This window comes from Streptomyces cavernae (genome assembly GCF_004023625.1).
Classification (GTDB): Bacteria; Actinomycetota; Actinomycetes; order Streptomycetales; family Streptomycetaceae; genus Streptomyces; species Streptomyces cavernae.
The window spans coordinates 14564-28613 of record NZ_RPDJ01000069.1 but is presented as its reverse complement, the minus strand read 5'-3'; the positions used below and the strand labels follow the sequence as shown (position 1 = coordinate 28613).

General features: G+C 68.5%; 12 protein-coding genes. 7 read left to right on the top strand and 5 right to left on the bottom strand.

What is annotated here, in order from left to right:
* The first annotated feature begins 329 nt into the window (after nucleotides 1-329).
* Complete coding sequence (locus EF387_RS43945; RefSeq protein WP_128382204.1) at nucleotides 330-821, top strand: TniQ family protein; 492 nt, start codon at nucleotides 330-332, stop codon at nucleotides 819-821.
* A 188-nt stretch (nucleotides 822-1009) separates the two neighbouring features.
* Complete coding sequence (locus EF387_RS43940; RefSeq protein ID WP_128382203.1) at nucleotides 1010-1321, top strand: hypothetical protein; 312 nt, start codon at nucleotides 1010-1012, stop codon at nucleotides 1319-1321.
* 57 nt (nucleotides 1322-1378) lie between these two features.
* On the opposite strand, the gene EF387_RS43935 is transcribed toward EF387_RS43940, so the two are convergent.
* On the bottom strand, nucleotides 1379-2239 hold the full coding sequence (locus tag EF387_RS43935) for an alpha/beta fold hydrolase (RefSeq protein ID WP_238432048.1): 861 nt from the start codon (nucleotides 2237-2239) through the stop codon (nucleotides 1379-1381).
* Between the two features lie 1713 nt (nucleotides 2240-3952).
* Here EF387_RS43935 and EF387_RS43925 point away from each other — a divergent pair.
* Entirely contained in the window at nucleotides 3953-4990 is a 1038-nt protein-coding gene (locus EF387_RS43925) for a LacI family DNA-binding transcriptional regulator (protein ID WP_420802700.1), read from the top strand.
* 368 nt (nucleotides 4991-5358) lie between these two features.
* Here EF387_RS43925 and EF387_RS43920 read toward each other — a convergent pair whose 3' ends face one another.
* Nucleotides 5359-5565: a hypothetical protein gene (locus EF387_RS43920; protein WP_128382202.1), complete on the bottom strand. Its 207-nt coding sequence runs from the start codon at nucleotides 5563-5565 to the stop codon at nucleotides 5359-5361.
* A gap of 165 nt (nucleotides 5566-5730) precedes the next feature.
* On the opposite strand from EF387_RS43920, the gene EF387_RS43915 reads away from it, so the two are divergent.
* Entirely contained in the window at nucleotides 5731-6531 is an 801-nt protein-coding gene (locus tag EF387_RS43915) for a PhzF family phenazine biosynthesis protein (protein WP_128382201.1), read from the top strand.
* Nucleotides 6532-6762: 231 nt separating this feature from the next.
* On the opposite strand, the gene EF387_RS43910 is transcribed toward EF387_RS43915, so the two are convergent.
* Nucleotides 6763-7563: a CPBP family intramembrane glutamic endopeptidase gene (locus EF387_RS43910; protein WP_128382200.1), complete on the bottom strand. Its 801-nt coding sequence runs from the start codon at nucleotides 7561-7563 to the stop codon at nucleotides 6763-6765.
* Nucleotides 7564-7750: 187 nt separating this feature from the next.
* Here EF387_RS43910 and EF387_RS43905 point away from each other — a divergent pair, with 187 nt between their 5' ends.
* A complete protein-coding gene (locus tag EF387_RS43905) occupies nucleotides 7751-9529 on the top strand; it encodes a substrate-binding and VWA domain-containing protein (RefSeq protein WP_128382199.1) in 1779 nt (592 codons plus the stop codon).
* A gap of 38 nt (nucleotides 9530-9567) precedes the next feature.
* On the opposite strand, the gene EF387_RS43900 is transcribed toward EF387_RS43905, so the two are convergent.
* Complete coding sequence (locus EF387_RS43900; RefSeq protein WP_128382198.1) at nucleotides 9568-11088, bottom strand: glutamate-cysteine ligase family protein; 1521 nt, start codon at nucleotides 11086-11088, stop codon at nucleotides 9568-9570.
* A gap of 481 nt (nucleotides 11089-11569) precedes the next feature.
* On the opposite strand from EF387_RS43900, the gene EF387_RS43895 reads away from it, so the two are divergent.
* A complete protein-coding gene (locus tag EF387_RS43895; protein ID WP_128382197.1) occupies nucleotides 11570-12157 on the top strand; it encodes a hypothetical protein in 588 nt (195 codons plus the stop codon).
* A 472-nt stretch (nucleotides 12158-12629) separates the two neighbouring features.
* On the top strand, nucleotides 12630-12836 hold the full coding sequence (locus EF387_RS43890; protein WP_128382196.1) for a DUF5999 family protein: 207 nt from the start codon (nucleotides 12630-12632) through the stop codon (nucleotides 12834-12836).
* Nucleotides 12837-12992: 156 nt separating this feature from the next.
* On the opposite strand, the gene EF387_RS43885 is transcribed toward EF387_RS43890, so the two are convergent.
* Nucleotides 12993-13988: an alpha/beta fold hydrolase gene (locus tag EF387_RS43885; protein WP_128382195.1), complete on the bottom strand. Its 996-nt coding sequence runs from the start codon at nucleotides 13986-13988 to the stop codon at nucleotides 12993-12995.
* Nucleotides 13989-14050 lie beyond the last annotated feature (62 nt).

The window sequence follows — 14050 nt, the reverse complement described above, 5'->3', positions numbered from 1 at the left end:
CATCGTCAGCTGCCCTCCGCCGCCCCTGACCAAGTAGCAGCAGACTGCCGAGCAACAGGACTCACCGCCTCAACAAGCGGCCCTTTTCACTCGTACGTGACTGGCCGCGTTCACGTGTACGCCGACACCTGCCGGAAAGCCTCCTACGAGGCCCGCTGGGCCAACGGCCAGTGCGCACACTGCGGCCGACATCTCCAGCCCCAAAGGATCCGCCCACCCCAAGACGAACACCATCCAACGAGGTGCTCGCCCGGCTGCCACGCCGCAGCTCGCCGCGAACGCCTCAGAATGCATCCCGACACACATCGTCTGCAAGATCTCGACAGCTGATGCCATTGCGACAGCCGCTCCCTTGCACCATTCCTCTCTTCCACAACGAGACCCTGGACTCCTTCCTGCGCCGACTGGCCACCGCCAACCACCTCCCCACCGACCGGCTACTGCCCCTCCTGCACATTCGCCGCACCACGAAGACGCCCGCCAACTCGCTTCTGGAACCTCTCGCCACCGCGGCCGGAGTCCATAGCGCCGCGCTGGAGCTCGCGCTGCCGGAGTTTTTCGACGATGACAGCCCCGGCAGGCCTGGAACCTTCGGCCGTCCGCGGACCACCTTGCGAACCGCCGTCCAGCGTCCCGCCTGCCGCCGCTGCACACACACCGCAGGCATCACCATGCCCGTGACCTGCTGGACCACCCACGAGCGCAACATCTGTCTGCGCCACCGCCTCTGGATCGGCGACGGCATCACCAACGCTGAGGAGAGGTCGACATCAGCAAACTCCCCGACGCACTACAGGCCCAGAAACACCACTGGAACCTGATCACGCGTCACGGTCGTCGCTGGGTCCGCAACGCCTATCCGGGCGCGCGCAAGATCTACCTCACGTGGCTGCAGGACACCGCGGACCCATTCGGCCTCGTCAGCACAGCCCACTGTCTTCTTACCGACGGCAGCGGGAAATCCCCCTCTCAAGACCTCACACTCGCGATGCTCTTTCACCCACAGGTCGTGGCACTCACTGGCCTTCTCGCAGGTCAGGAGTGGGAACGACGGACGGTCGCCTCTGGCCACATCAGTTGGCTGGTCGAACAAATCACCGCCCGCGGCATCCTCCTCGGCTACACACCAAAGAACCGCAACGACCCCCTGATCCAATGGGTTGAGCATTACTTCTCGATCCACAAGTTCGTTGCGTTCCACCGCAGCTGGCGCATCTACGATGCCTTCTTCCCACGCGAAGTCGTCGCCTCGGCATCCCAACCGGGCAAACCGCCTCCCGAGACCCGGCGGAGCCCGTTGCACCCCTACTACCGCAACTGAGAGGATCGTCTCCGTCTGCACACCTTGGTCGGAGCACATAATCACAGGGTCGAAGCCTTATGCACCCACCGCGGCCTGCACGAATCGCCGAAGGTGCGCACGCACGACGTCGGGCTGCTCCAACCAGGGTTCGTGCCCAGCGCCCTCGATCCGCGTCAGCGGAAGATCGAGCCGGAGCGCAAGTGATTCAAGAGCCGACACAGGGCGAGGATCATCGGCCCCACCGAGGAGCTCCGCTCGCGCGGGCAGGCGAGCGCGCAGCTCGACAAGATGCTCATCGAGCGGGTCCGCGCGTCCTTCCTTTCCGAGTTCACCGTTCATATCCCAGTTAACGGGGCGACGCCGCCGGGCGCCCTGCGCGGCCCAGTGCCACCCGCGTTCGGGATCCGCGTGGTCGGTGAACCAGGCCAGCGTGAGCAGCTCGACTTCCTGCTCCTCCGTGCGGTCCGGCGTCTCCTCCAATGCACGGAGTCGCTCCTGCTGTGCTGCGGACATGCGGCGGCCTCGCTCCGCTCGGTCCCCAGTCCGCCAGTCACCGACGAATGGCCCGCACATCAGCAGCATCCCGGCAACCCGGTCTGGGTGCGTCAGGCAGAACCGGCTGGCCAAGGTGGCGCCATAGGAGTGCCCAATCAGCACGGCCTTGGGCACGTCCCATGCATCGAGCAGCTCGGCGAGATCGTCGACATGCCGGGCGAAGGAATGGTGCCCCCGCCACGGGGATCGGCCCGTGCCACGCTGGTCATACCGGTACACGGGCGCAAGATCCGCGACCATGGGGGCGACATCGCCCAGGTAGTCCGGCAGACCCGGACCGCCATGGAGCATGACTACGGGCGGCTTCCGGGTCGTGTCTCCCAGCGCCATCCAGCGCAACTGGGCCTCGTCGGTCATTGACGCGAGGCCCTGCCTCTCCATCAAGGTCACCGCGGAGAACCTACCGGTCTTGCTGAGGGTCCGCCCAAAGGTTAAAGAAGAAGCAGGCAGAAAGTGCCGCTTCACAGCCAGGCCAAGTCCAGGGTGGTCGTCATGACCACGAGGTTGCGATCGGCGTTTTGACAGGGAAGTTAGTCGCCGCAGGTCACACGACCGCCGTCGACTAACTTCCCTGTCCCAACTTGTCCCGTCTCAACGATCCGAGTCGAGCAGCGATCCGCCTCAACAAATCCAGTCGTCGCAGGTCGACCAGATGGGATGGCGGCGACGGCTCGATGAGCGGTCGTCTCAACGAAGTCAGTCCGGCCTGGTCAGCGAGTCGGCGTCGACTGGGTTCGGTGAGAACGGACAGCACTTGTCCCGTCTCGGGAATTTTCGAACGTGACCGCAGCCCCGGCCTTCTTCGACGCCGAGGTGATGATGGTGGCGTCGAGGTCGATGACGATCCAGCCGGTCAGCCGCCTGCCCGCCACCGTCAGCCACGGGAGGCCGCCCGGCCACACACGCAGCAGACTCCACACATGCCGACGCGCCCTCGCCCGCGCCTTCGCGATCTTCACCAGGGTGGCCTCGTCGAGGGGCCGGCGTCCCGGGAGCGGTGGAGTCCGAGACCGCGAGTCCGAACAACGGCCGTTGATGCAACTGGAGTTGCTCGGCCTCCGGAAAGTTCGCCGCCCCAGCACGGTCGCGACCGGAGGTGCGCCAGTACCCCGGCGCGTTCCCGCCAGCCGACTGCCGTGCTGGACGGCAGCACCCCGGTCAGTGCACCCGTGAGTCCCGTGCGGTCCGCGCACCGGCGCAGCAGCACCGCCCCGGCATGCCCGACCGGCCTGTCCCCATCAGCCACGACGGACAGCCGACGGCCCACTGAGGAGCCGTTGAGGGTGTCGATGGCTTGGCGTTGGAGGCGGAGTCGGGCGTGGGCGTAGACGCCGGCGGTGACGCCGATGTGGGTGGCCGAGGAGTTCCTTGATCACGACGAATCGACGCCGTGTCCCGGCTCAGGCGTAGATCGGGGCGGGGCGCTTCACTCTCTCCTTGAGCCTTGTCCGGTGGCACTGCTGCAGCTGTTGTGCGTTGGTTCGCCGTTCCCAGGCGTCATTGCAACCGGTGTTCGCTGCAACGTTCTGCGATCGGCACGTTCGTCGCCTCGCTGCCGCGGACTCACCCTCGATCCGGCCCTCGCCGGAGGATCTGACCCTCGAACAGCGGAACACTTCTTGTCAGCTCGGACCATCCCCACTGGGAGCAGGACAGCCCCGGGGAGCCGCCGTGGACCGACCGAGCGAAGATCCACCGCGGCTCGGCTTCTGCCGCCGAACTGTCAGTCGGCGCCACCAAGGCTGCGGATCATCCGGCTCCACAGGTGCGTCTGGCAGCGCCGAAAAGACGCCGGCCTTTGCGTGCCAACTGTGGAACACGCCACGGAACATCGGGTGGGGCTCGTGCGGTAGAGGGCCCCTCGATGAAGCCACTGTGCTCTCCTTCGCTCATTCCGTTACCGCTAACGTGACCGTTAACGGGATTCTTGCTCAGGGAAGGAGATTCCGTCAACGCCCGCCGCCGGACGGCTCACGATCCGCCGGTGGCGTTCTGGCGCCGCCTTGCTCTCGTGGCAGTGCCGGGCTGGTGATGGCGCGGCAGGCCGGTGAACCTGATTGACTTGGACACAGGGCGGCACAGGAACAGAAGTGAGTGGGCAGCGTGGCCGGACAGCGGGAAACGGAAGACCAGCGGGCGCGGGGTGTGAGAACCGTCAAGCGCGTCACGCTCCGCGACGTCGCTCAGGCGGCAGGCGTGTCCCATCAGACCGTCTCCCGGGCGATCAACGGCAAGGGGGAGATCGATCCGGGGACTCAGCAACGCGTGCTCGATGTCGCAAGGCAGTTGCGGTACCGGCCCAGCCGGTTCGGCCGGGGGCTGGTCCGCCCGGACGTGGTATCCGTCGGGCTCATCGTCCCCGACGTGGTCAATCCCTTCTTCCCAGAGTTCGTGGCGGGAGTGATTGCGGCCGCGGACGAACGCGACTGGCAAGTGCTCGTGGCCAGCACCGAGAACGACCGGTCCCGGGAACTTGCCTTGGTCCGCTCACTCGGCCAACAGGTTGACGCTCTTGTCGGCTACATCAGCCATCCCGATGCGCAGCTCGAGCCGTACGTGGGCACCGTGCCGCTGGTTCTGGTCGATCGCGGGCTGGACTCGTCGAACCACGCGTTGGTCCACATCGACACCGCGGCCGGAATCCGGGCCGGGATGCAGCACCTGATCGACCGGGGTCACCGCCGGATCGGCATGATCGACTGCGAGTGCGTGAGCGCCCCGATGGTCCGGCGCCGCACTTTCCTCGAAGTCGTCGGCGAACATGCGCTGCCCGTCGACGAGGGCTGGGTTGTCATGGGTGAGCAGTCCCCGGCCGGGGGCGCCGCCGCGTTCGAGGCGCTGTACTCCGCGCGCCCAGACCTCACCGCCGTGGTCGCCTTCAACGACCTGGTTGCGATCGGCGCGCTCCGGGCCGCCCGCCGGCTCGGCGTCCAAGTACCGGACGACTGCGCACTGGTCGGCTACGACGGGCTGAGCGTCGTCGATCTGGTCGACCCGCCACTGACCACCCTCCACCTCGACAAGCGACGGCTGGGCGAACTGGCCATCCACCAAGTCGACCAACTCCTGGCCGGCGAACTGCCACCCCCTATCGTCCTGACACCAAGGTTGAATGTACGCGGCACCACGTGACCGGCCTTAGGGCTTGCCGGGATACAACTTGCGTGCTCCGGGTCTTGACACTGCAGCTCAGGACAGATGCTCGCCGACGATTTATTTCCCGGCAAGCCCTTAGACCTCGATCCGTCAGCGGGGTTCGGTCGCTGAGCGGCTCGGTGGCTCGCCCGTAATGTCTGTCCCCTGACGTCGGGGGTGGGCCGTCGCGTGACGCTGCCGGCGCACCGTCCGACGGGCCTTCGCCATCCGCGTCAGCGCCGATTCGTCCAGGCCGGCCAGGGTGCGGCGGGTGGTGGGGTCCGATGCGGCCGGGCCGAACAAGTCCCGCTGGTGCAGGCCAAGTTGTACGGCCTCGCTCAGGTTCGCCGCGCCGAGCCCGATGGTCACCGCAAGCTGGACGACGACCGCGCACGCTCCCGCCGGCCGTGCCCGACACCCACCAGCAGCACGGCCGCGAGCGCATCGGTCAGGCCCACCCGGTCCGCGCACCTGCGCAGCAGCACCGCACCGGCATGCCCGACCAGCCCCTTGCCGCCGCCCCGCACGCGCAGCCGACTCTCCCACCCTGTACGCGGATCGACTGAGACCACACGACACGGACAGCTGCAGTCCGTCTCGACGAACCAAGTCCACGCGTCTCACTCAATCCGGTCCGCGCAGGTCAGCGCAACGCAGGCGACTAACTTCCCTGAGACAAGCCAGCACTCTCGAATTGGCCTTGGCCTGCGGCTTCGCCGGCCCCCTAGCTTCGGCCCATGCGGATTCGTATCGTCGACGCCTTCACCGACCGCCCCTTCGCCGGCAATCCGGCCGGGGTCCTCCTCCTCGACTCCTTCCCCGAGGACACCTGGCTCCAGAACGTGGCACGCGAGGTCAACCATGCCGAGACCGCGTTCGCGCACCCGCTGCCGAACGGCGAGTGGGCCCTGCGCTGGTTCACCCCGGCCGCCGAGGTCGCGATGTGCGGTCACGCCACGCTGGCGACAGCGCACGTGCTGCACAGCACCGGGGCCGCCTCCGGGCCCGTACGGTTCAGCACGCTGAGCGGCACGCTCAGCGCGACGGTCCAGGACGACGGCTCGATCGTCCTTGACTTCCCCACCGCCCCGCTCACGCCGGCCGACCTCCCGGACGGGCTCGCCGGAGCCCTCGGCGCCGAGCCACGGACCGTCTTCGACACCGGGCCGAACGTCGGCGACCTGCTGCTGGAACTCGCCGACGAGAAGACCGTGCTGTCCCTCGTACCCGATCACAGGGCCCTGGCGCGGTACTCCGAGCGCGGCGTCATCGCCACCGCCCGCGCCGAAGACCCCTCACGCGGCTACGACTTCGTCTCCCGCTGCTTCTTCCCGCGCATCGGCATCGACGAGGACCCGGTGACCGGCAGCGCCCACACCGCCCTCGCCCCCTACTGGTCCGAACGCCTCGGCCGGCCGGCCCTCACCGGTCTCCAGGCCTCACCCCGCACCGGCCTCGTCCGCACCGAACTGCGCGGCGAGCGCACGCTGTTGAAGGGACGGGCGACCACCGTCATCGACGGAGAACTCCTCGCGTAGGAGCAAGCGCAGTCGAGGGGTGTACGACCCCGTCGTACACCCCTCCGACCACGGCACTTCCCGGCGCACTCCCAGGAAAGCCTTTGGCAGTCCCGAATACGCCTTCCGCACCCCGATGCACGCCCTCGGCCCCGAGGCACGCCCTCACGCGCCCCAGGCACGCCATCACGCACCCACAGGCACCCCCTACCGCGTACACCGGGCACGCCCTCACGCTCCCACCGGGCACCCTCACGCGGTGGGCAGCCACCCCACCTTCCCCGCCAGCAGCGCGTACCCCACGAACGCGCCGATGTCGAGCAGCGAATGGGCCACCACCAGCGGCCCCACCCGGCCCCAGCGGCGGTACAGGTAGACGAAGACCACGCCCATCGCCACATTGCCGAGGAAGCCGCCGATGCCCTGATAGAGGTGGTACGAGCCGCGCAGCACCGAACTCGCCATCAGCGCGGTGCCCGGGGTCCAGCCCAACTGCCCCAGCCTGCGCAGCAAATAGCCGACGACGATCACCTCCTCGAGCACCGCGTTCTGGATCGCGGAGAGGACGAGGACCGGGTACTTCCACCACACGTCGGGCAGCGCCTCCGGCACCACGGTGAGGTTGAAGCCCAGCCCCCGGGCCGCCAGATAGAAGGCGATGCCGGTGCTGCCGATGACGGCGGCGATCGCGGCGCCGCGCCCCAGATCGGGCCAGGGGCGGCTGCGGTCGAATCCGAGGGCGCGCAGCCCGCTCCCCTCCCGCAGCATCAGATGCGCGACGAGGACCACGGGCACCAGCGCCGACGCGATCCCGAACAACTGCCAGGCAAGATCGAGCCAGGGCCGACCGGGCGCCGCCGAGGAGTTGAGGGTGGCCGCCTGGTCCTTGAGTCCTCCCGGTTTGGTGACCGACCCGACAAAGCTGATCAGCGCGGACACCCCACTCGCGCCCAGCGAAAGCCCGAGGACGATCAGTGTCTCGTTCCGAAGGATCTTTCGTGTCGGCCGCTCAATGGGAAAAGAATCGGCCACAGGCCCCGCCTCCGCATGCACTCCTGCCTCCAGTTGTTAAATCCCGCCACCCCTATCTTCACCCCGCTAAGGTCTCGAATGAAGTTGCGAAGAACCTGCGCGACAGACCGTTGGGGGGACGGACGCCGTACGGGCGTGCCTCCCCTTTTTGCGTTGACCTACGGCTGTCACCGTTTCAGGTCTCACTTCATGGAAGGCACTCACCGCCATGGGAAGACACAGCTTGCCCAACGCGCGCAGGGCGGGTGTCACCGACCCCCGCCCGCGGACCCGCGGCCGCAGTGTGGTCCTGGCCACGGTCCTCGTCCTGTGTGCGGCGTCCGGCACGGCGGTCGCGGTCCGTGCCGGGCTGCTCTCCTTCGGTGAGTCCTGCCGTGACGAGGCCGTACGCCTGAACGTGGCCGCCTCGCCCGACCTGGCCCCCGCCCTGAAGGCCGTCGCCCGGAAGGCCAAGGAGGACGAGGCCATCTCGGACGGCCACTGCTTCGACGTCCGGGTCACCGCTCGCGAGTCGGCCAAGATGGCCGAAGCGTTCCAGGCGGGCAAGGGCAAGGGCACGGACGGCTTCCAGGTGTGGGTGCCGGACTCCTCCGTGTGGGTGGACCGTGTCTCCCGACAGGGCAACGGCGACCCGGTGACGTCAACGGGCAATGTGGCGTCCTCCCCGGTCGGCGTCGCCATGGTGCCCTCGGCGGCGCAGTCGCTGGGCTGGCCGCAGAAGACCTACACCTGGGCCGAGCTGGCCGCCGCGACGATGCGGAGCGACCAGCTGAAACTGGGCACGGCCGACCCGTCCCGCAGCGCGACCGGGCTGCTCGCCCTGACCCAGTTGACCGCCTCGACCGCCGGCTCCGGCAACTCCGGTGGCGACACGCAGGCCGCGGCGATGCTCAAGGCGCTCTCCCAGCGCACCAGCGACACCGACAGCCAGGTCCTGGACACCCTGCCACGTGACGTCTCCGGCACCGAGCAGGGCAATCCGAAGCGCAACCAGGCGCTGATCCTGTCCGAGCAGTCGGCGTTCGTCCACAACTCCGCGGAGAACAGTGGCAGCGGACTCGATTTCTTCTACCCCGAGGACGGATCACCCCGGCTCGACTACCCGTTCACCCTGGTCAACTCCTCGTCCCCGACGACGGACCAGAGCCGTGCCGCGCTGCGCTTCCTGACGCTGCTCGGGGAGAGGTACGGCCGGGAGATCCTGGAGGACCACGGCTTCCGCACCGACAACGACGACGTGCCGACCGCGTTGGTCACCCGGGCGGGCGGCAGTTCCCCGCAGCCGTACTCGCAGTCGGCACCCCGGCCCGCCTCGGTGAAGGCCGTCGAGGAGACGTTGGGGGTGTGGACGATCACCGTGCAGAGTGCCCGTCTCCTCACGGTCGTCGACGTCTCCTCCTCGATGTCGGATCCGGTGCCGGGCGGCAGACAGTCGCGGATGGACGTGACCAAGGCGTCGCTGCTGCAGGCGCTGGCGACCTTCACGCCGGAGGACGAGATCGGGCTGTGGGAGTTCTCCACCGAACTGGACGGCGACCGGGACTACGAAGAACTGGTGCCGACCAGGAGGCTCGGGGACCAGGTCGGCTCGGGCACCCAGCGTGACGCGCTGTCGGTGGCCTTCACCGGCCTCAAGCCCATCCCGGGCGGCGCGACCGGCCTGTACGACACCACGCTGGCCGCGTACAAGGCCGCCAGCTCCACTTACGCACAAGGGAAGTTCAACGCCGTGGTGGTCCTCACCGACGGCGCGAACCAGGACCCGGGCAGCATCTCGCGCTCCAACCTCATAACCGAACTGCAGAAGATCACCGATCCGGAGCGTCCGGTGCCGCTGATCGCGGTCGCCGTGGGCCCCGATGCCGACAGGAACGAGGTCGAGCAGATCGCGAAGGCGACCGGCGGCTCGGGCCATCAGGTCAGCGACCCCTCGCAGATCCACTCGGTGATCCTCAAGGCCATCGTGAATGCGGGCAGCCTGGGCTGAGACCGGGCCCGAGACCGGGGGAGACTCCCGGCCGGAAGTCAGCTCAGCTGCGCCGCCGGTTCCGGTAACCCGACCGGCCAGGAGTGCACCGGGTCCCCGGCGTGCATCAGCTCGCAGTAGCGCTGGGTCGTGGCGGCGAGCGCGGCCTCCCGTTCCAGGCCGCTTTTCAGGGACCGGTGGAAGGTGGTGGACTGCCAGGTCGCGCCGTTCACCCGCAGCCGGCACCGCTGCTCGATCACCCCGAGGTAGAAGTCGCGGTCGACGGGTTCGACGCCCCAGGCGTCCAGCCCCGCCGCGGCGAGCGGAAGCAGTTCGTCCAGCACCAGTTCCGCCGCCGGCACCCGGTTCACCCCGCCGTACCGGCCCCTCCGCGGCCAGTCCAGCTCGGCCTCGATGCCGTAGCGGCAGGCACGCTCGAAGTTGTCCGCCGCGGCCTCGAACGGCAGCCGGGTCCACACCGGCCGCGGTTCGTCGGCGAGAGCGCGCACGAGCCCGTAGTAGAAGGCCGCGTTGGCGATGACGTCGGTGACCGTGGGACCGGCGGGCAGCACGCGGTTCTCCACGCGCAGGTGCGGGACTCCGTCGGCGATTCCGTAGACGGGGCGGTTCCAGCGGTAGACCGTGCCGTTGTGCAGCACCAGTTCACTGAGCTTCGGGATGCCGCCCTCGTCCAGGACGCGCAGCGGGTCCTCGTCGTCGCAGATGGGCAGCAGGGCGGGGAAGTAGCGCAGGTTCTCCTCGAAGAGGTCGTACGCCGAGGAGATCCAGCGCTCGCCGAACCAGGTCCGCGGCCGCACCCCCTGGGCCTGGAGTTCGGGCGGCCGGGTGTCGATGGACTGCTGGAAGAGCGGGGGCCGCGACTCCCGCCACAGCTCGCGGCCGAACAGGAACGGGGCGTTGGCCCCGACCGCGACCTGCGCTGCGGCCGTCGCCTGCGCGGCGTTCCAGGCGGCGGCGAAGCGCTCGGGTGTCACCTGGAGGTGCAGTTGCACCGAGGTGCAGGCGGCCTCGGGGGTGATGGAGGCGGAAGTGCACCTGAGGTGCTCGACGCCCTCGATGTCGAGCGCGAAGTCCTCGCCGCGGGCGGCCACGATCTGGTCGTTGAGGAGCGCGTAGCGATCGACGTCGGAGAGGTTCGCGGACACCAGATCATTACGGCCGAGCGTCGGAAGAATTCCGATCATCACGATCCCGGCATCGACCTCATTGGCCTTGCGGTTGGCATAGTTCAGCGAGGTACGCAACTCCTCGGCGAGCTGATCCAGCACCCGCCCGCCCAATCGGTGCGGAGCGATATTCACTTCGAGGTTGAACATTCCGAGTTCGGTCTGGAAATCCCTGCTCGCGATGCGCTCGAGTACTTGCGCATTCATCATTCTCGGCATGCCGTCCGACCCGGCGAGATTCAGTTCGATCTCCAGACCCATGAGATTCCTGGGGCGGTCGAACCGCTCCGCCTCCAGCAGTCGCGCCAGCCCCGTCAGGCACTGCCGGAGCTTCTCACGGTAGCGGTGTCGATCGGACAGGCCGACCGGCCCTGCCACGACCTTCTCCCCCATGGAAGCGTCCCTCCTCGGATGGGCAGCCCGCCACGCACGGGCTGATGTCCCGGGGATGATGCCCCGACAACGTCATTAATAACTCTCCTGCCCGGCCCCGTCGACCGCTAGGCTGTGCGGTGCTGTCCATTGGCACATTCACCGGGCATGGCGCACCGTGCGGTTTCAGCGCCGGAGGACCTCGTGATAAATGCCGACGACAACCGGCCGTCCGCGGGGCAGGTGAAAGACGAGGTCATCGCCTTACGGTCATGAAAATTCCTGGTGAATAGCACGTTTCAGTGACCGAATACCGCCTTGCGGGCAATAGCCGTAACGACTAGCCGAAACATCACCCGAACACGCCTCGTATAAACTCCGCGAGAGGCAGAGAGTCGGCACTCGTGGTCTCCGCACGCGCCCCCTCTGACCCCGAGAGCTGACAGCGTCGTCCGCCCCCGCCCTCGCGCCGTCTTGCCTGTCGAATGAGAGGCGACCCACCATGCCGCTGCATGTCCCCCCGGCTCCCGCGCCCGCCCTCCGCACCGTTCTCACAGCCCTCAGTTCCCCGACCGCCGTCCGTGAGGCCCGTACCCCGTCCCTGCGCGCCGCCCAGGGGCCCGCCGTGGCGGAGACACCCCTGCCACTGCACGTCCTGGACCGGATCACTCCGGCAGGCGCATCGGCCACCCGGCTCGCCGGGTGGCGTTTTCTCGTCCGCGGCGGTGACCGTGCGCTCGCCGCGGCGGAGACCAGGCTGACTCCGGACGGCTGGGCCTTCTCGCACTTCTTCGAGGGCCCGTACGTCGCCTCCACCGAACACGCCCTCCGGCAGGCCGAGGCCATGCAGCAGCCCTACCAGCCGCGGCTGCTGTCCGTACCGGAGCTGTACATGCTGACGCTCTGGCTGCACGGCGACTGCGCGGCCGACGGAACGACCGGCCACCCGGCCGCCACCGATCTGCTGGTACCCCTGGCGCCGGCGCCGCCCGGTATAGCGGCCCACCGCCCGCACCGCGTCTCCGAACTCCTGCCGGTCCTCACCCACCGGCTCACTCCTCCCGCGCCACTGCTCATCACTCCCGCCTAGTACCCCGACAGGCCACTGGGTCCCGTACGAACCTCCGTCCGGGGACCCGTCCGCGACTCCCGCCCAGGACCACCGTCTGACGCCTGCCCGCCGTCCGCCGGAGCATTCCCTCGGCGACCGTGCCCCGCCGCCGCGACCCGGCCGCGGGGCACTTCGCTCATACGGGCCGGACAGCGCTCGTACGAGGGGAATCGAGGGAAAAACGCCTGATCACCCGACCGGACTAGCCCTATCCGGCCACTGAGAACCACCCGAAGTAACCGGGGAGTAGCACTGAACCGCCCTCTCGAGGGATGCGTCATCAACCTGTGAGGAGCGCTACTGCAAAATCCCTGCGGATTTACGTTTCGTAGGGCAACACTGGGTTCCGACGAATCGTCGACGGGGGGCGGCCATGAACACATCGAGCCGCAGGACAGACAGCACGACACACATCGCAGCCATCACGACACAGCGAGAGATCCCATCCACCATGTGCCAGCACCAGCCACCGTGTCCCACAGCCGACTCCGCCGACAGGGAAGCAGCGCTTCTCGTGGCGCACCACCCGGAGCAGGGGTGGAGCCTGCTGTGCAACGGCGTCCTGCTCTTCGAGGACACCGGTGAGCTCCTGCCGGACGGCCAGATCATCGCCCCGCACCGTCCGCTGGACTTGGAGCAGGTGATGACGGCGGCCTGAGCCGCAGAGCGCACAACCGGGCAGTTGCGCGTACCGCACATCCGAGTAGCTGCCCAGGCATATGAGGGGCCGGACGGAGACCTTCCGCACCGGCCCCGACGCATGTCCGAAGATGGTCACTCCACGTAGTCCGACGACCTCGGCGGTGTACCGCGCTCAGTCGGCGGCCCGGACACCGGCCCCGGCGAGGAAGTCGAGCAGCGCGGCGTTGACCTCGGCGGGCCGCTCCTGCTGGGTCCAGTGCCCGCAGCCCGGCAGCGTCACATCGGCCTGCAGCAGCGGCGCCGTCACCCGCAGCGAGGCGCGCAGTCTGTTCGTGCCGCGCAATGACGTGACCATGTCCCGGTCGCCCACCATGTACAGGGCCGGCACGTCGATCCGGCGGCCCCGGAAGGGCGCCAGGAGTTCGTTGTTCCGATCGACGTTCCTGTACCAGTTGAGGGGGCCGGTGAACGCCCGCTCGCCGTGCCCGGCGTAGCCGTCGACGAAGACGCGGATGTCCGCCTCGGTGAGCCAGCCCGGCAGTTCGGCGGGCTCCGGCATCGTGTCCAGCAGCCCCTGACCCTCCGGAATGATCCATGGACGAGGCTCTTCGTTGACGGGGTTGTCGCCGGAGGCGCCGTACAGGATCCGCCGGAACGTCGTGGGCAGGTCCTTCACCAGCTCGGCGTCGGCGACGCCCGGCCGCTGGAAGTGCACCTGGTAGAACCCCTCGCCGTACCGGGCGCGCATCGCGGAGGTCGAGCCCATCCCGCCGGGCGGGCTCGGCGGGATGCTGAGCCCTGCCACGGCACGCACCACGTCCGGCCGCAGCAGCGCCGCTGTCCAGGCGACCGGTGCTCCCCAGTCGTGCCCCACCACGACCGCCCGCTCCTCACCCAGCTCCTGGATCAGACCGATCACATCGCCGACCATGTGCAGCAGCGTGTACGAGGCGACGTCCGGCGGCTGCTCGCTGTCGGCGTAGCCACGCTGGTCGGGTGCCACGATCCGGTATCCCGCCGCGGCGAGCGGACCGAACTGGTACCGCCACGAGTACCAGCTCTCGGGCCAGCCGTGCAGCAGCACGACCAGCGGCCCCTCCCCCTGCTCCGCGATGTGCAGCCGGACCCCGTTCACATCGACATGGCGATGGCTGAGAGAGCCGTCCACTTGAACCTCCCCGGAGGACGTTGCGCCAAGCACACCATTCGCCGGGCCAGGCCCGTGTGTCC